The organism is Mesorhizobium jarvisii, from assembly GCF_003601985.1.
Taxonomy (GTDB): Bacteria; Pseudomonadota; Alphaproteobacteria; order Rhizobiales; family Rhizobiaceae; genus Mesorhizobium; species Mesorhizobium jarvisii.
In genome coordinates this window covers 1-16,848 of the sequence record NZ_QZXA01000007.1, presented here as the reverse complement: position 1 = coordinate 16,848, position 16,848 = coordinate 1, and the positions used below count along the sequence as shown (strand labels likewise).

Sequence of the window (16,848 nt, the reverse complement as noted above, 5' to 3'; positions counted from 1 at the left end):
CCGGCCTTCACTCCCCCGGCGATCTCACGGGTTCCAGCGGCTTGGGCGTCGTCAGGCGGCCATGGCCGGAGACGGCATTGCCGGCGTCGGGCGCCAGCCGCATGAAGGACAGCGACGCCGCCGCCGATACCGCCGCCACGATGAAGAAGGCGATGTGGAAATCGCCCAGCGTCAGCGGTCCGCCATGGATCGAGGTCGAGACTTCCAGAATGCCGCCGGCCAGCGCCACGCCGAGCGCGATCGACAATTGCTGGAACACCGCCGTGATCGGTGTTGCCTTGCTGGTGTCTTCGGCCGACACTTCGGCATAGGAGAGCGCGTTGACGCCGGTGAAGAACATCGAGCGGATGAAGCCGCCGACCAGCAATATGGCCAGCATCAGCACGTAAGGCGTTTCGGGGGTGAAGAGGCCATAGATGGCGATCGATGCGGCGGCGACCAGCGAGCCGACGATCAGCACGCGGCGGAAGCCGGCAACGCGAAAAATCAGCGCGGTGACGAATTTCATGCCGATGGCGCCGATCGCCGAGACGAAGGTGATCATGCCAGACTGGAACGGCGTCAGCCCGAAGCCGATCTGGAACATCAGCGGCAGCAGGAACGGCACTGCTCCGATGCCGATGCGAAACAGCGAGCCGCCAAGCACCGATGAGCGGAACACCTGGTTGCGGAACAGTTCGAGCGCCAGCAGCGGATTTTTGGCGCGCCGCGCATGCATGAGGTAGAGCGCGCCCGACAGCAGCCCGACCCCCACGGTGATGAAGCCGGTGGCCGGCGGCAGATAGGGCAGGCTGACCACGGACAGGCCGAAGACCACGCCGGATGCCGCAAGCCCGCTCAGCACGAAGCCGATGAAATCGAGCGGCGGCGTCTCCATCGATTCGGTTTCCGGCAGGAAGCGCGTCGCCAGCCAGATGCCGACCAGGCCGATCGGCACATTGATCAGGAAGATCCAGTGCCAGGTGAAATAGGTGGTGATGAAGCCGCCGATCGGGGGACCGACCAGCGGTCCGACCAGTGCGGGAACGGTCAGCCACGACATGGCGGCGACCAGGTCGCTCTTGGGCGTGGCGCACACCAGCACCAGGCGCCCGACCGGCGTCATCATGGCGCCGCCAATGCCTTGCAGGAAGCGCGACACCACGAAGGCCGGCAGCGAACCGGACAAGGCGCAGGCGACCGAGCCGACGATAAACACCGCAATCGCGGCGCGAAAAATGTTCTTGGCGCCGAAGCGGTCGGCCATCCAGCCGCTGATTGGAATGAAGATCGCCAGCGACACAAGATAGGCCGTCAGCGCCAGCTTGAGCGCGATCGGGCTGGTATGGATATCGATGGCGATCGCCGGCAGCGATGTCGCGATGACGGTCGAATCCATGTTTTCCATGAAAAGTGCGACCGCCAGGATCAGCGGAATGGTGCGATTCACAAGCGTGACCGTTTTCAAATTTTCTATTCGGCCGGGGGCGAACCGATACAGGGGGCGGTTATCATGGCTGGACACCGATGTCGTGTTAAATTGCTGTCACTTTTGTGCGACCGCAACCACGGGTGGCGCAATCAAATGGTCGAAGACGCTGTTGTGCAATGCAACGATCGGCTTTTCATCCGCGTCGCGACGTGTTACCAGCCAGCGCCAATCCTGAAAGGGAAGATGAGAGTCGGCGCTGTCCATTCCGGTCCAGCGCTTTTTCCGCATTCTAAAGGGCTGGCCATGGCAAAAATCATCGAAACGTCCACAGGCGCACTGGCGCTGACCTTTGACGATGTGCTTTTGCAGCCCGGTCACTCCGAGGTCATGCCCGGCGAAACCGATGTCCGCACCCGCATCGCAGGCGACATCGACCTCAACGTGCCGATCCTCTCCGCCGCGATGGACACCGTCACCGAGGCGCGCCTTGCCATCGCCATGGCCCAGGCCGGCGGCATCGGCGTCATCCACCGCAATTTCTCGCCGGCCGAACAGGCCGAGCAGGTACGGCAGGTGAAGAAATTCGAATCCGGCATGGTGGTCAATCCGGTCACCATCGGTCCGGACGCCACGCTCGCCGATGCGCTGTCGCTGATGCGCACCTATTCGATCTCGGGCATTCCGGTGGTCGAGAATGGCGGCACGGGCGGCCACAAGACCGGCCGGCTGGTCGGCATCCTGACCAACCGCGACGTGCGCTTTGCCTCCGACCCGGCGCAGAAGGTCTATGAGTTGATGACCCGTGAGAACCTCATCACGGTCAAGGAAAATGTCGACCAGGACGAAGCCAAACGGCTTCTGCACCAGCACCGCATCGAAAAACTTGTCGTCGTCGACAAGCAGGGCAATTGCGTCGGCCTGATCACCGTCAAGGACATCGAGAAGTCGCAGCTCAACCCGCACGCCACCAAGGATGCGCAGGGCCGCCTGCGCGCGGCGGCCGCCACTAGTGTCGGTGACGATGGCTTTGAGCGCGCCGAGCGCCTGATCGACGCCGGCGTCGACCTTCTGGTCATCGACACCGCGCATGGCCACTCGCAGCGCGTGCTCGACGCCGTCACGCGCGCCAAGAAGCTTTCGAACTCGGTTCGCATCCTGGCCGGCAACGTCGCCACCGCCGAAGGCACGCAGGCGCTGATCGATGCTGGCGCCGACGCCGTGAAGGTCGGCATCGGCCCGGGCTCCATCTGCACCACTCGCATCGTTGCCGGTGTCGGCGTGCCGCAGCTTTCGGCCATCATGTCGGCGGTCGAGACGGCGCACAAATCGGGTGTGTCGGTGATTGCCGATGGCGGCATCAAATATTCCGGCGATCTCGCCAAGGCGCTCGCCGCCGGCGCCAGCGCCGCCATGATCGGCTCGCTGCTGGCCGGCACCGACGAAAGCCCAGGCGAGGTCTATCTGCACCAGGGCCGCTCCTTCAAAGCCTATCGCGGCATGGGCTCGGTCGGCGCCATGGCGCGCGGCTCGGCCGATCGCTACTTCCAGGCCGAGGTGCGCGATACCCTCAAACTGGTGCCGGAAGGCATTGAAGGCCAGGTTCCATACAAAGGACCTGTGTCTGGCGTGCTGCACCAGCTTGCGGGCGGCCTAAAAGCCGCTATGGGTTATGTCGGTGGCCGCGACCTTGCCGATTTCCGCGAGCGCGCCACTTTTGTGCGCATATCCAACGCCGGACTTCGTGAAAGCCACGCCCATGACGTCACGATTACCCGCGAAAGCCCGAACTATCCCGGCGGAGCCTGAACAATACGGGCTCGGGCGGAGCCTGACCGCGACGGTCCTGCGGCTGCCACGTCACGCGGCCGCATTGTGTTTCCTGTCGGCGGCGGTTTTCATCGCCATGACGGTGATGGAGTTCTTCTATTTCCGCCAGTTGAGCGGCGGCCTGCCGTCGCTCGACATGCGCTATTTCGGTTTCACACCCGACGAAGGCATGGCCTGGCTGACGGCGCTCGGCCGGCGCGGCGGCGAGATCATTCTGGTCTGGCACTATCTGACCTTCGATCTGTTGTTCCCGGCGCTGCTGTCGCTGACCTTGGTGAGCCTGGTCCTGGCCACTGGCCGGCGCCTGCAGAACTTCCGCGAGCTTCCCGGGCAGGTGCAGTCGATCTTCGCGCTGGTGCTGGTGCTGCCCTACACGCTGGCCGACTATGCCCAGAACATCGCCGTGGCGCGGCTTCTGTCCGATTTCCTGTCGGCCAATCCGGATTCGCTGTCTTTCGCTTCGGCTCTGATCGTCACCAAATTCGCGCTTCTCGCCATCCCGGTGGTCGTCATCGCCGCTTTCTGGCTGGTGGGTCAGAGACGCTAGAGCAATTCCAGGAAAAGCGCGTAGCGCTTTCCCTGGGGAATTGCGACAAAACAAAGAGTTAGAGTGGTTTGCCGTTTCCGTGAAGACGGTGGAACACTCTAAGCATGGTACCGGACAGGGCAGGGGAATGTCATGAACCAGACCACGATCTTCTGGCCCGTTCTGGCGCATGTGGCTCTGGTCTACATCGTCTACGGCGTGTTGGGGCGCCGCAGATATGGCGCAATCAAATCAGGTGAGGCCAAGGTCGGACAGTACAAGGCCCGCTCGACCGAGCCGGCGTCCAGCGTCACCGTTGCCGCCAATCTCTGCAACCAGTTCGAACTGCCGGTGCTTTTCTATGTGCTGTGCCTTACGCTGCACGTCACCAACGGCGTCAACTATCTGACCTTGACGCTGGCGTGGATTTTCGTCCTGACGCGCTATTTTCATGCCTGGGTTCACCTGACCAGCAACAATCTGCGGCTGCGCAGCCGTTCTTTCTTCGCTGGCGCGGTGGTGCTGGCGCTGGCCTGGATCTGGTTCGCGCTGCACCTGCTCGGCCTCGTCTGAGGCAGGGTCACGCGGGGGTTGCAGCCCTCGACATCAAGCGCGACGCATAGATTTCGATCCTCCGCCGAAATCTATGCTCGACCGTCCACGCGACGAATGCTGCAATGGCGACCACGGTGCAGAACGCTATGCCGATCCGAAGATACGGGGAGCCGACCCACGGAGCCAGCCATCGTATGATCGCGACACCGACATTCTGGTGCAGAAGATACAGAGGATAGCTGATCAAGCCGATGTAACTCACGCTTCGCCAGATCTTGATATCGCGCAGCTGGACCCCGATGACCCCAACAATTGAAAGCGCGATGACCCAGGCACTGAATGCTGAACCGCCCCACAGTTTGACAACAACCACCAGGCACCCGGCTGTCACGACCGTCTGCACGGTTCGGGTCGATCGCCTCGCCGCGATGCCCATCAAAAAGAAGAGGCCGTAGGGGAACAGAAAATACGGCATGGCGACGCCCTTGAAGGGAAAAATCAGAGCCTGATGGTCTCTCCACAACCCGGAAAAATATGCAATTGCGCCCAGAACGGTAAAGCTGGTGAAAAGGACGAGAACGCGATTTGGCCAGAGGTAGAAGATGAGGCCGAACACGAAGTAGAATTTTGCTTCCGCAAGCAGTGACCAGTAGGCGCCGTCGACCAGCGGCGTTTGAACAAACAGCGTTACCCAGCTTGCGTTTTTCAGGCCGTCGAGCGCTGAAACCTCTCTGCCCGGAAGACCCAGAGCAGCAACCACAATAAGCGTGATCGCGATACAGACGATGAGCGCGGGCTCCAGCCGCGTAAATCTCTGCAGCCAGAACATCCACACGGTCTCAGACCGCTCGGCTGTCATCGCGATGCAGTAGCCACTGATAATGAAAAAGAGAAAGACGCCAACTATCCCTTGCCATGGCAGCGTCATCTGGTGGTCGAACCCGATGTAGTCGGCGGGAAAGCGGGACGTATAGTGGAAGATCAGCACCAGCATCACGGCGATCGCACGCAATGCGTCGATCGCCTCGTATCGCCGGCTCTCGTCCTGATCCGAACGCATCGGCCAGAAGCCTCTAGAGATCGAACACCGCTATTTTACGCTTGTCGAACTTTATGCCGATCTCGCCGCGCACCAGCTTCAGCGCCGCTTCGCCGAAGACGGCGCGCCGCCAGCCCTGCAGCGCCGGCACGTCGGCGTCCTCGCCCTCGGCGGCGATGCGGTCGATGTCGTCGCTGGAGGCCAGCACCTTCGAGGCCACGCCCTGCTTCTCGGCGACGATCCTGAGCAGCACTTTCAAGAGTTCGGCCGCGGCGCTCGAGCCTTCCGGCGGCTGGAAATTCTTCGGCAGTTTCGGCATCTGCTCCTTGGGCAAGGCCAGCGCGGTGTTGACCGCTCCAAGCAGGGCCGTCGCCGTCGAGGAGCGCTCCCAGCCCTTGGGCGTTGTGCGCAGCTTGGCGAGGGCCGCCGCGTCGCGCGGCGCCTGCTGCGCCACCTCGTAGATCGCGTCGTCCTTGAGCACGCGGCCGCGCGGCACGTCGCGCTCGCGCGCCTCGCGCTCGCGCCATGCCGCCACGGCCTGCACGATCGCAAGTTCCTGCGGCTTGCGCAGCCGCATTTTCAGCCGCTTCCAGGCGTCCTCCGGATGCGGATCGTAGGTCTCGCGCGAGGTCAGGACGTCCATCTCTTCGTTCAGCCAGTGGGCGCGGTTCTCCCGCGCCAGTTCGGCGCTCAAATGCTGATAGACCTCGATCAGATGGGTGACGTCGGCGAGCGCGTAGTCGAGCTGCTTGTCGGACAGCGGCCGGTGGCGCCAGTCGGTGAAGCGCGACGACTTGTCGAGCCGCGCGCCGGTGATGCGCTGCACGAGCTGGTCGTAGGAAACGCTGTCGCCGAAGCCGCAGACCATGGCCGCGACCTGCGTGTCGAACACCGGGTGCGGCACGAGATCGCCGAGATGGACGATGATTTCGATGTCCTGGCGCGCTGCGTGGAAGACCTTGACCACGGCCTCGTTGGCCATCAGCCGGAAGAACGGGGCGAGGTTGATGTCGGGCGACAGCGGGTCGATCAGCGCGGTGACGCCAGGCGCCGCCATCTGGATCAGGCACAGGATCGGCCAGAAGGTCGTTTCGCGGATGAACTCGGTGTCGACGGTAACGAAATCCGACTTTTCGAAAGCGGCGAGAACGGTCTCGAGTTCTTTCTGGGTGGTGATGACGTGCATCAAATCGCTTTTGGCAGGAGTAAGGTCTTCCTAGATTTCAGCCGGAAAGGCTTTCGTCAAGCTTTGGCGCAGCCATCATCGGCTTCCCGGACCATCGGAATCGCCATTGCGCTTAGCCAGCCGCGCAAAAACGGTCGACGTGCGCAGCAGCGCGATGAAGCGGCCGCGCTTGCCCACGGGCACGCCGGAGCGTGCCTGCATGCGGTAGAGGATGACGGCGATGAAGATCGCATAGACGGTGGCGCTGAACACGAACAGCGCGCTCGGCCCGAAATGCTGCATCACTGTCGAGGCGGCGAAAGGGCCGCCGATGGCGCCGAAGGAATAGAACAGCATCAGCGCCGCATTGATCAGCACAAACTCGCCGGTGTCGGCTCGGTCGTTGGAATGCGCCGCCGACAGCGAATAAAGCGGCATGGCGAAACAGCCGAAGATGAAGATGATGATGAAGTTGAGCAGCGGATTGCTGCCGGCGATGAACACCAGCGCCAGGGCTGAAAGCATCGCGCAGCAGGTCGTCAGCAACAGCACCCGGCGCCGGTCCCATCGGTCGGAGAGGTAGCCGAGCGGATACTGGATGATGGCGCCGCCGAAGATGCCGACGCTGACGAAGGTGACGACATCGGCGACCGACATGCCGATCTGCTCGGCATAGACCGGCGACAGCGTGCGAAAGGCGCTGTTGGTGACGCCGACGGCGATACAGCCGAAGCAGCCGAGTGGCGAAATGCGCCAGACGCGCGCCAGGTCGAGCTTGACCTCCTCCGGCGGCGTCGGGTTGGAACGGTCGCCGAGCGAGACCGGCACCAGCGACAGCGTGATCATGATCGACATGATGGCGAAGATGGTGAAGCCGCCGGCGCCGAAGACGGGGATCAGGAACTGGGCCGATGTCACCGAGCCGGTATCGACCATCCGGTAGATCGCCAGCACGCGGGCGCGGTCCTTGTTGGTGACGCCGGAATTCAGCCAGCTTTCGACGATGGTGAACAGCCCGGCAAAACAGAAGCCGCCGGCAAAGCGCACCGCGCACCACATCACTGGATCGAGCACCAGCACCAAAAGCAGAGTGCCGACCGAGGCAATCGCGGCCAGCGCCGAAAACGCCCTGATATGGCCGACCGCCTTCATGATGCGGGTGATGGCCAGGCAGCCGAGCAGGAAGCCGGCGAAATAGAACGTGCCCATCAGGCCGATGTCGGAAGCGGAAAACCCCTCCTGCGCGCCGCGCAGCGCAATCAGCGTGCTCTGCAACCCATTGCCGCCGAGCAGGATGCCTGCGGCGAGAAGAAGCGGGATCAGCGGGCGGATGGAGGACATGAAAAAGGCGATCACGTATCGGTGATCCCTTCTTGAACTATCCCTCCCACCAATGCCAGCGGCAATTGCCGCTTGCAGGATCAATCGCGGTTCTGCAGCGCCCCCACTATATTGCCTGGTTTGGAGCGGACGCAGGTCCGTATGGTCCAACTGCCGACCTCAGTTTCGCGACGCGATCTTACCTGGCCGGCCGTCCCGTCCGCGGCGAGGGAAACCTTCAGTCACCCCTCTGCTGCCCGCGCAAGTATCTTGTCACGCGTCGGTTCGAGCGGCTCATCCACCGAAGCGGCCGGTTTGTCGGCGGCCGGCCGCCGGCCAAGCGATCCCGCGGTCAGCAGGCTGAGGATAATGAACGGAATGCCGATACCAAAGGCCGAGCGGATGCCCCAATGGTCCGAGACGAAGCCGAGCAGCGGCGGGCCGAGCAGGAAGGCGACGAAGGAGATCTGCGACAGTGCCGCGACATTGATCGCAGCCGGTCGATCCGTCCGTTGGGCGGCAGCCGAGATCGCCAGCGGGAAGAGGGCGCTGGTACCGATCCCCAGAAGCGCAAAGCCCAGCATGGAGAAGAACGGCGCGGGCGAGAAAAAGACAACGAGCACGCCGGTCGCCATCATTGCCAGCAGCACCCGCGCCACGCCGCTTGGCGAATAGCGGTCGACGAAACTGTCGGCGAAGAAGCGCGTGGTTGCCTGGGAAAAGGCGAACAGCGCCACGGTGAAACCGGCGACGAAGGGGCCGGACTCGAACACGGTGCGCATATAGATCGCCGACCAGTCGATGCTGGCGCCTTCCATCAGCATCGCCGAGAGTGTCACCGCGACGAGAACAAGGATCGGCAGGGTCGGCCGCGCCAGCATGGGTGCCTTCTTGCCGGTGCCGACGAAGCGACTCGGCGCCGGCTGATAGCCGCCGAGGAACAGCGCCATCGAGATCGCGACGATCGGCACGATCAGCGCCAGATGCAGTTGCGGCGATATGCCGAGATGCGCAAGAGCCCCGCCGAACAGGCCGGCGCCGAAAAAGCCCATGCTCCAGAACGAATGCGCGCGGTTCATGATGCGACGCTTGACCAGGAATTCGGTCCGGTCGGCCTCGACATTGAGCATGATCTCGACGCTGCCGATCATCAGGCCGACTGGAAAGAGCATGAGGAAAAGCGCGAGCGGCCCCGGCGCATGCACCGCAACGGCATAGGCAAGCGCCAGCAGTGGTACCAGGACGAGCAGCGCGCGGCGGAAGCCGACGCGCTCGAGCAGCGGCGTCGCGAGCGTCAGTGCCGTCAAGGTGCCGATCGGCGTTCCGATCAGGCTGAGGCCGAGCGTGCCGTCCCCAATGCCCATGGCGTGCTTGATGTCGGGCAGCCGTGGAAAGATGTTGCCCATCGCGAAGGAATAGATCGCGAACCCGGCATAGACGCGGTGTTGCGGGGCAAGGTTGAGACCAAAGCTCATGGCGGCGCTTTCAAAGGAAGGGAGGCTGGCTTGTGCGACAGCCCAGTCGGCCACTCCTTGCATAAACGTGCAGAACATGCAAGAACGTGCACAGAGAAATAAGATCAGGCGAAACAGGCAATGCTGACCGATCAACGGCACCAACTTATCCGTGACCGCCTCGCGGCGGAGGGGAGTGTGCTGGCGGGCGAACTGGCGAGCCGCTTCGGGGTTTCGGAGGACACGGTGCGCCGTGACCTCAGGGAACTGGCGAAAGCCGGGCACTGTCGCCGGGTCTATGGCGGCGCGGTTGCGGCGGCGCCCTTTGCCGCGGCCCCCATCGGTCTGCGCGGGGGCCATGCGGTCGAGGAGAAGGCGCGGCTGGCGAGCACGGCCATGGCGTTGCTCTCCAGCGGACAGACCCTGTTCATCGACGGCGGCAGCACCAACACCGCCATCGCCAAGGCCATTCCCTGCGACCTCGAACTGACCATCGCCACCAATTCGCTCGGCGTTGCCTCGGCGCTGTCCGACCATCCCCTGGTCGAACTGACCGTGCTTGGCGGCAGGTTTGTCCGCGACCTCGGAACCTGCGTCGGCGCCGACACGCTGGCCGCCATTGCACAGCTTGGCGCCGACCTGTTTTTCCTTGGCTCGTGCGGCCTGGATGCCTCACGCGGTGTGACGGCATTCGATTCGGCCGAGGCCGAGGTCAAGCGGGCCATGGCCAGGAACAGCGCCGGCATCGTCATCGCCGTCACCAACGACAAGCTGGCCACCGCGGCGCCTTATCGCGTCGCCGGCGCCGAAGCGATCCGCCATCTGGTGGTCGAAAAGACCGCGCCGGCCGCGATCCTCGCCGATTTCGAACGCCAGGGCGCCGAAATCCACTTTGCTTGAAGGCGGCGAGCTACTTCCACGACGCCGCATGTGCGATGAACACTTCGATATCTTGCTTCGAGTAACCGAGAAGGGTTCCTTCAAGCCTGGCCAGATCATTCGATGTGAAGACGTCGAAGGCCCCTCCGCTGCGACACATTCTGAGAGATCAACAGGCTGAGCTTGCAGCGCCACTCTTCTGTCGGCAGGCAGTAGCGGCGCTCCTCCACCAAGGTTCCAGGATCAGTGTGGGTGAACCTCAGAATACGACCTGTTTCTACAAACGGCTCAAAGTCCGCGTCGCCAATATCTTCGGCGTACATACCCGGTTCGGCCGAGAACAAGGCCATTGGCTTGTCACCCTGAAGCATCAGTTCCATCTCGCGGCCATTGTGCGGGCCTGTTCCCGGCGGGAGAGTGCGTTTTGGCACGTGGGGTCTCCAGATCGCTTGATAAGTGCGTTGTCTCAGGAAGCACGTCTGGCGGCAATGCGTTAAGGCCGGCAAAGACTTAAACCCTGGCGGTCGAACCTGGATACGGCCCGATGTCTCCTTGCCTTGACAAATCCGGCCTCCCATGCGCTTTTCGCGCAAATTTTGGGCCGGGCTTTGATGCTTTGGCCTGCCACCCAGCACCCCGGACTTTACCAATGACAATGCACCGTTACCGCAGCCATACCTGTGCCCAGTTGAGAAAGGGCGACGTCGGCTCTTCCGTTCGCCTGTCGGGCTGGGTGCATCGCGTGCGCGACCATGGCGGCCTGCTGTTCATCGACTTGCGCGACCACTACGGCCTGACCCAGATCGTCGCCGACCCCGATTCGCCGGCCTTCAGGGTCGCAGAGACCGTGCGCGGCGAATGGGTCATCCGTGTCGACGGCGAGGTCAAGGCGCGCCTGCCGGAGACGGTCAACGCCAACCTGCCGACCGGCGAGATCGAGATTTTCGCACGCGAAATCGAGGTGCTGTCGGCTGCCAAGGAATTGCCGCTGCCGGTGTTTGGCGAGCCGGACTATCCCGAGGACATCAGGCTGAAGTACCGCTTCCTCGACCTGCGCCGCGACACGCTGCACAAGAACATCGTGGCGCGCACCAAGATCATTGCCGAGATGCGCAAACGCATGGGCGAGGTCGGTTTCACCGAATTCTCGACGCCGATCCTGACGGCTTCGTCGCCAGAAGGCGCGCGCGACTTCCTGGTGCCGTCGCGCATCCATCCCGGCACGTTCTACGCGCTGCCGCAGGCGCCGCAGCAGTACAAGCAGCTGATCATGGTGTCGGGCTTCGACCGCTATTTCCAGATCGCGCCCTGCTTCCGGGACGAGGATCCGCGCGCGGATCGTCTGCCCGGCGAGTTCTATCAGCTCGACCTCGAAATGAGCTTCGTCGAACAGGACGACGTGCTGTCGACGATGGAACCAGTGATGACCTCCGTTTTCGAGGCTTTCGCCGACCGCAAGCCCGTCACCAAGGACTGGCCGCGCATCCCCTATGATGCAGCCATGCGCAAATACGGCTCCGACAAGCCGGACCTGCGTAACCCGATCGTGATGCAGGCCGTCTCCGACCATTTCCGCGATTCCGGCTTCAAGGTCTTCGCCAACATTCTGGCCAACGACCCGAAGGCCGAAGTGTGGGCCATTCCGGCCAAGACCGGCGGAAGCCGTGCCTTCTGCGACCGCATGAACTCCTGGGCGCAAGGCGAGGACCAGCCGGGCCTTGGCTACATTTTCTGGCGCAAGGAGGGCGACAAGCTCGAAGGCGCCGGTCCGCTCGCCAAGAACATCGGCGAAGAGCGCACAGAGGCGATCCGTCAGCAGCTCGGCCTTGCCGACGGCGATGCCGCTTTCTTTGTCGCCGGCGATCCGAAGAAATTCGTTTCTTTTGCCGGTGCCGCGCGCACCCGCGCGGGCGAGGAATTGAACCTGGTCGATCGCGACCGATTCGAACTGTGCTGGATCGTCGACTTCCCGTTCTTCGAATGGAACGAGGACGAGAAGAAGATCGATTTCGCTCACAATCCGTTCTCGATGCCGCAAGGTGGCATTGACGCCCTGACTAACCAGGAGCCGCTCAGCATCAAGGCGTTCCAGTACGACGCGGTGTGCAACGGATTCGAGATTGCCTCGGGCGGCATCCGCAACCACCTGCCGGAAACCATGGTCAAGGCTTTCGAGATGGTCGGTCTGGACCGTCAGACGGTCGAGGAGCGTTTCGGCGGCTTGTATCGTGCCTTCCAGTATGGTGCGCCGCCACATGGCGGCGCGGCATTCGGCATCGACCGCGTCGTCATGCTGCTGGTTGGCGCCAAGAACCTGCGCGAGATCACCATGTTCCCGATGAACCAGCAGGCCTACGACCTGTTGATGAACGCGCCGTCGGAAGCCAGCCCGCAGCAGCTTCGCGAGTTGGCGCTGCGTGTCGCACCGACCAAGAAGGACGCCTGATCGCCAGCTTCGGGCGAGACTTTAAAAACCAGCCAGAACCGACTCTTTCGAATCGATAATTCAAAAAAATAGCCCGGCATCGCTGCCGGGCTATTTTTGTATGCTGAGGCCGCTTAGATCAGTCCTCGTTGGCCTTGACGCTGACACCGAGCGTCTTCGGCAGGTCGAGCGGGTTGGACATGGCGCCGGCCATGATCAGCGCGAACGGCACCGATGCCGGCGGCTCGGCCGAGATTTCGAGGCTCTTCGGATCGTCGAGATATTTGCTGACCGCCGCGGTCACCTGCGCCGTCAGTTCCGGATTGTTGAGCTGCGCCATGCCGAACGGCACGATCGCCTTGGCCTGGTTGGCGACGTCCTTGGCCGACATGCCCTGCTGCTTGCCGACATATTCCAGCACCTTGCCGGTCAGCGAATCGTCGTCGAAGCGGATCGAGGCGCTGTTGAACGAAAGCTGCTGCAACAGGCCGAGCATGGCCATGCCTTGTGCCGAATTGTCGGCGCCTTGAGGCTGCGCGGCCATCTTCTTCTGCATTTCCTGCAGCGACTTTATGAAGTCGATCGTGTAGCCGCCGAGGTCGAAGGTCATGCCGAGCGTGCCGGCATTCTCGACGGAGATGTCGTATTTCGACAGTTCCATCTTGCCGTCCGAGGGCTGCCAGGTGCCGGCCATTTCGAGATTGCCCGAAATGTTCTGGTAGCCGAGCGCGTTGATGACTTCCTTGGACTTGGGATCGTCGACCAGTGTCAGGTCGGCGTTGAACTTTTCCGTGTTGGCGGTGAATTCCATCGCCTTGCCGTCCGCCGGCGGCGTGATCTCGACGGCAAGCCCGTCCATCGAGAAGGCGGTCTTGTCGGCGACCTTGACCGTCATGTTGGAGAGTTCGGCGGACTTGTACATCATCAGCGAGCCCAGCGGGCCGGTGGCGCCATCGGCCGGAACCGTCATGTCATGGATGACGAAGGGGCTGAGGTTGAGGGTGACGCCGTCCTTGGCGTGTTCGAAGGCCGAGGTCGAGACGGTACCGATATCGAAGCCGCCATTGGCCGCGGTCACGTTCTCTAGCTTGACGTCGCCGATGGTGAGGGCTTCCTTTTCCGCCGCCGGCTTGATGGCAACGCCCTGCAGCACCATGCTGGTGTTGTCGCCGGTCACGCCGGTCCAGGAGATGTCGACGCCCTGTGCCGCCAGCGCCGCCTTCAGCCGGTCGGCAACCGCGGCATCCTGGGCAAGGGCCGCATTCAGCGGCAGCGTGAGCAAGAAGGTCGAAAAAGCCAGTTTCTGGAGAGTTGAGCGTTTGATTGTCATCGCAAGGTCCCTGAGAGTGTCCTGAAATTGTTTTTCAATTCTTTGCACCATCACCATTCCGTGACGAACTGGACGGGAAAAAGGCGTATCCCGGTACCATGGTCGAAAATCACAGTGAAAGGCAAACTCGATCCCACCGTCTTGGCGCAAATCGGTGAATTTGTCATGAAGAGCCGGTTGCCCGATATCATCACGCTTGGCCATAGAGGCCTGATGTAACAGGCTGATGTTGGACGACATCCCCAGGCGTGCGGTTTCATGTTGCAGAACGGCGGGTATGTCTGTCGGCCTCTTGCCGCGAATCACCCGCTCAGCTAGTCCCAGCCCATGGGAAAAAGGCTTTTGCCGCCTGAAAATGGCGGTGGTGATCACATTGAACCGGTCGATCTGAAGAAGGCGCTGGAAGAGCGCTATCTCGCCTATGCGCTGTCGACCATCATGCACCGGGCGCTGCCCGACGTTCGCGACGGGCTGAAGCCGGTCCACCGCCGCATCATGCACGCCATGCGGCTGCTCAGGCTCAACCCCGACCAGGGTTTTGCCAAATGCGCCCGCATCGTCGGCGAGGTGATGGGCAAGTTCCATCCGCATGGCGACCAGTCGATCTACGACGCGCTGGTGCGGTTGGCGCAGGATTTTTCCATGCGCTATCCCTTGGTCGACGGGCAGGGTAATTTCGGCAACATCGACGGCGATAACGCTGCCGCCATGCGCTACACCGAAGCGCGCATGACCGATGTGGCGACCGAATTGTTGTCCGGCATCACCGAGGATGCCGTCGACTATCGGCCGACCTACAATGAAGAGGACGAGGAGCCCGTGGTGCTCCCCGGCGCCTTCCCGAACCTGCTGGCCAACGGCTCGTCCGGCATCGCGGTCGGCATGGCGACATCGATCCCGCCGCACAACGCGGCCGAGCTTTGCAACGCCGCATTGCACCTGATCGAGCATCGCGATGCGCCGGTCTCGAAGCTGATGGATTTCGTCCAGGGTCCGGATTTCCCGACCGGCGGTATCATCGTCGACAGCCGCGCTTCCATCCTCGAAGCCTACGAGACCGGCCGCGGCGGCTTCCGTGTCCGCTCGAAATGGAGCCAGGAGGACCAGGGCAGGGGCACCTGGAGCATCGTCGTCACCGAAATCCCCTATGGGGTGCAGAAGGCGCGGTTGATCGAGAAGATCGCCGAGCTGTTGATGGCGCGCAAGCTGCCGCTGCTCGAGGACATCAGGGACGAAAGTGCGGAAGACATCCGCGTCGTGCTGGTGCCCAAGAGCCGTTCCGTCGACCCGGGCATCCTGATGGAATCGCTGTTCAAGCTCACCGAGCTTGAAAGCCGTTTCCCGCTCAACATGAACGTGCTGTCGCGCGGCAAGGTGCCCAACGTCCTGTCGCTGAAGGGCGTGCTGCAGGAATGGCTCGACCATCGCCGCGACGTTCTGATCCGCCGCTCGAAACATCGCCTCGGCGAGATCGAAAGACGGCTGGAGATCCTCGCCGGCTACCTGATTGCCTATCTGAACATCGACGAGGTGATCAAGATCATCCGCGAGGAGGATGAGCCCAAGCAGGTGATGATGGCCCGCTGGTCGCTCACCGATACCCAGGCAGAAGCCATCCTCAACATGCGCCTGCGCGCCTTGCGCAAGCTGGAAGAGTTCGAGATCCGCAAGGAGTTCGACGGCCTGAGCGCGGAGAAGAAGCAGATCGAGGCGCTGCTGGCGTCCGATGCCAAGCAATGGTCGACGATCAAGTGGGAAGTCACCAACATCCGCGACAAGTTCGGCCCGGAGACCGAACTCGGCAAGCGCCGCACCCAGTTCGCCGATGCCCCCGAGCACGACCTGACCGACATCGCCCACGCTATGATCGAACGTGAGCCGGTCACCGTGGTGGTTTCGGAAAAGGGCTGGCTGCGGGCGATGAAGGGACATCTGGCCGACCTTTCGACGCTGACCTTCAAGGAAGGCGACAGCCTCAAGCTCGCCTTCCATGCGCAGACCACCGACAAGGTGCTGGTCTTCACGACAGGGGGCAAGTTCTACACCATCGGCGCCGACCGGCTGCCGGGCGGGCGCGGCCATGGCGAGCCGATCCGCATCATCGTCGACATGGACAACGACCAGGACATCGTCACCGCCTTCGTCCACGATCCGAAGCGCAAGCTGCTGCTGGCCTCCTATGACGCCAACGGCTTCATCGTGTCGGAGGAGGAAGTTGTCGCCAACACCCGCAAGGGCAAGCAGGTGATGAACGTCAAGGCGCCGGACGAGGCCAAGCGTTGCGTACCGGTTACCGGCGATCACCTCGCCATCGTCGGCGAGAACCGGAAAATGCTGGTGTTCGCGCTTTCGGAAATTCCCGAGATGGGCCGCGGCAAGGGCGTGCGGCTGCAGAAATACAAGGATGGCGGCCTGCTCGATCTCAAACCGTTCACCTTGGAGACGGGCCTGTCCTGGCAGGACTCGGCCGACCGCACCTTCACAAGGTCGCGCGAGGAACTCGCCGAATGGATCGGCGCCCGGGCGTCGGCCGGCCGCATGGTGCCGAAGGGTTTTCCGAGGACGGGCAAGTTCGGGTAGCTAAGCGTCTCTTCCTTCCCCCTGTGTGGGGGAAGGTGGCCTCGCGAAGCGAGGTCGGATGAGCGACTATCTGAGGTGTCAAGTTGCATTTGCGAATTCGTTACGCGCGTCGCGTGCTTTTGCATTGAGAATGACGAGCAGCTTGCGGGCGAGCGCAATGCGGATGACCATTTTCTCCTTTCCGGCAGTCTGCAACCGTTGCTTGAAAGCTTTGGCAACGATGCTGGCAACGAGAAAGAGGACGCCGCGCGGCCCTGCCCGACCGCCGCGCACTGGTCTTCGACCGCTGCGCTTGCCACTGTCATTGGCGATCGGCGCCAGGCCGGCCAACTTGGCG

At 62.6% G+C, this 16,848-nt stretch carries 15 protein-coding genes; 6 read left to right on the top strand and 9 right to left on the bottom strand.

The window, feature by feature from the left end:
• Positions 1 to 7: 7 nt before the first annotated feature.
• On the bottom strand, positions 8 to 1,429 hold the full coding sequence (locus D3242_RS18255; RefSeq protein ID WP_064985065.1) for an MFS transporter: 1,422 nt from the start codon (positions 1,427 to 1,429) through the stop codon (positions 8 to 10).
• 96 nt (positions 1,430 to 1,525) lie between these two features.
• The gene (locus tag D3242_RS33550) at positions 1,526 to 1,675 is read right to left on the bottom strand and encodes a hypothetical protein (RefSeq protein ID WP_155772703.1); all 150 of its coding nucleotides are present in this window, start codon (positions 1,673 to 1,675) and stop codon (positions 1,526 to 1,528) included.
• 39 nt (positions 1,676 to 1,714) lie between these two features.
• Here D3242_RS33550 and guaB point away from each other — a divergent pair, with 39 nt between their 5' ends.
• The 3 genes from guaB (at position 1,715) to D3242_RS18240 (ending at position 4,337) form a co-directional block, all read left to right on the top strand.
• Positions 1,715 to 3,217: an IMP dehydrogenase gene (gene guaB, locus D3242_RS18250; RefSeq protein ID WP_010915551.1), complete on the top strand. Its 1,503-nt coding sequence runs from the start codon at positions 1,715 to 1,717 to the stop codon at positions 3,215 to 3,217.
• On the top strand, positions 3,168 to 3,785 hold the full coding sequence (locus tag D3242_RS18245) for a hypothetical protein (RefSeq protein ID WP_080643722.1): 618 nt from the start codon (positions 3,168 to 3,170) through the stop codon (positions 3,783 to 3,785). The genes guaB and D3242_RS18245 overlap by 50 nt, the downstream gene beginning before the upstream one ends.
• A 132-nt stretch (positions 3,786 to 3,917) precedes the next feature.
• Complete coding sequence (locus D3242_RS18240; protein WP_019857573.1) at positions 3,918 to 4,337, top strand: MAPEG family protein; 420 nt, start codon at positions 3,918 to 3,920, stop codon at positions 4,335 to 4,337.
• Positions 4,338 to 4,344: 7 nt separating this feature from the next.
• Here D3242_RS18240 and D3242_RS18235 read toward each other — a convergent pair whose 3' ends face one another.
• The 4 genes from D3242_RS18235 to D3242_RS18220 all read right to left on the bottom strand — a co-directional run bounded on the left by D3242_RS18235 (position 4,345) and on the right by D3242_RS18220 (position 9,318).
• Complete coding sequence (locus D3242_RS18235) at positions 4,345 to 5,379, bottom strand: acyltransferase family protein (protein WP_064984749.1); 1,035 nt, start codon at positions 5,377 to 5,379, stop codon at positions 4,345 to 4,347.
• A gap of 13 nt (positions 5,380 to 5,392) precedes the next feature.
• Positions 5,393 to 6,544, bottom strand: coding sequence for a ribonuclease D (gene rnd, locus D3242_RS18230; RefSeq protein ID WP_010915555.1), 1,152 nt, complete (start codon positions 6,542 to 6,544; stop codon positions 5,393 to 5,395).
• 75 nt (positions 6,545 to 6,619) lie between these two features.
• Positions 6,620 to 7,864 carry an MFS transporter gene (locus D3242_RS18225; protein ID WP_064985063.1) on the bottom strand — a complete coding sequence of 415 codons (1,245 nt, stop codon included), beginning with the start codon at positions 7,862 to 7,864 and terminating at the stop codon, positions 6,620 to 6,622.
• 221 nt (positions 7,865 to 8,085) lie between these two features.
• A complete protein-coding gene (locus tag D3242_RS18220) occupies positions 8,086 to 9,318 on the bottom strand; it encodes an MFS transporter (protein ID WP_019857576.1) in 1,233 nt (410 codons plus the stop codon).
• A gap of 120 nt (positions 9,319 to 9,438) precedes the next feature.
• Here D3242_RS18220 and D3242_RS18215 point away from each other — a divergent pair, with 120 nt between their 5' ends.
• A complete protein-coding gene (locus tag D3242_RS18215) occupies positions 9,439 to 10,197 on the top strand; it encodes a DeoR/GlpR family DNA-binding transcription regulator (RefSeq protein ID WP_064984746.1) in 759 nt (252 codons plus the stop codon).
• A gap of 95 nt (positions 10,198 to 10,292) precedes the next feature.
• On the opposite strand, the gene D3242_RS18210 is transcribed toward D3242_RS18215, so the two are convergent.
• Positions 10,293 to 10,607 carry a hypothetical protein gene (locus D3242_RS18210; RefSeq protein ID WP_223217744.1) on the bottom strand — a complete coding sequence of 105 codons (315 nt, stop codon included), beginning with the start codon at positions 10,605 to 10,607 and terminating at the stop codon, positions 10,293 to 10,295.
• Between the two features lie 224 nt (positions 10,608 to 10,831).
• On the opposite strand from D3242_RS18210, the gene aspS reads away from it, so the two are divergent.
• Positions 10,832 to 12,622 (top strand): aspartate--tRNA ligase, encoded by a 1,791-nt coding sequence (gene aspS, locus D3242_RS18205; protein ID WP_064985061.1) that lies wholly within the window; start codon positions 10,832 to 10,834, stop codon positions 12,620 to 12,622.
• A gap of 118 nt (positions 12,623 to 12,740) precedes the next feature.
• On the opposite strand, the gene D3242_RS18200 is transcribed toward aspS, so the two are convergent.
• The gene (locus D3242_RS18200; RefSeq protein ID WP_027046730.1) at positions 12,741 to 13,931 is read right to left on the bottom strand and encodes a hypothetical protein; all 1,191 of its coding nucleotides are present in this window, start codon (positions 13,929 to 13,931) and stop codon (positions 12,741 to 12,743) included.
• A gap of 327 nt (positions 13,932 to 14,258) precedes the next feature.
• Between D3242_RS18200 and parC the strand changes: the two genes are divergently transcribed.
• Positions 14,259 to 16,511, top strand: coding sequence for a DNA topoisomerase IV subunit A (parC, locus tag D3242_RS18195; RefSeq protein WP_038646224.1), 2,253 nt, complete (start codon positions 14,259 to 14,261; stop codon positions 16,509 to 16,511).
• Between the two features lie 78 nt (positions 16,512 to 16,589).
• Here parC and D3242_RS18190 read toward each other — a convergent pair.
• On the bottom strand, positions 16,590 to 16,848 hold a 259-nt coding region (locus D3242_RS18190), incomplete at its 5' end, for a transposase (RefSeq protein ID WP_147377451.1).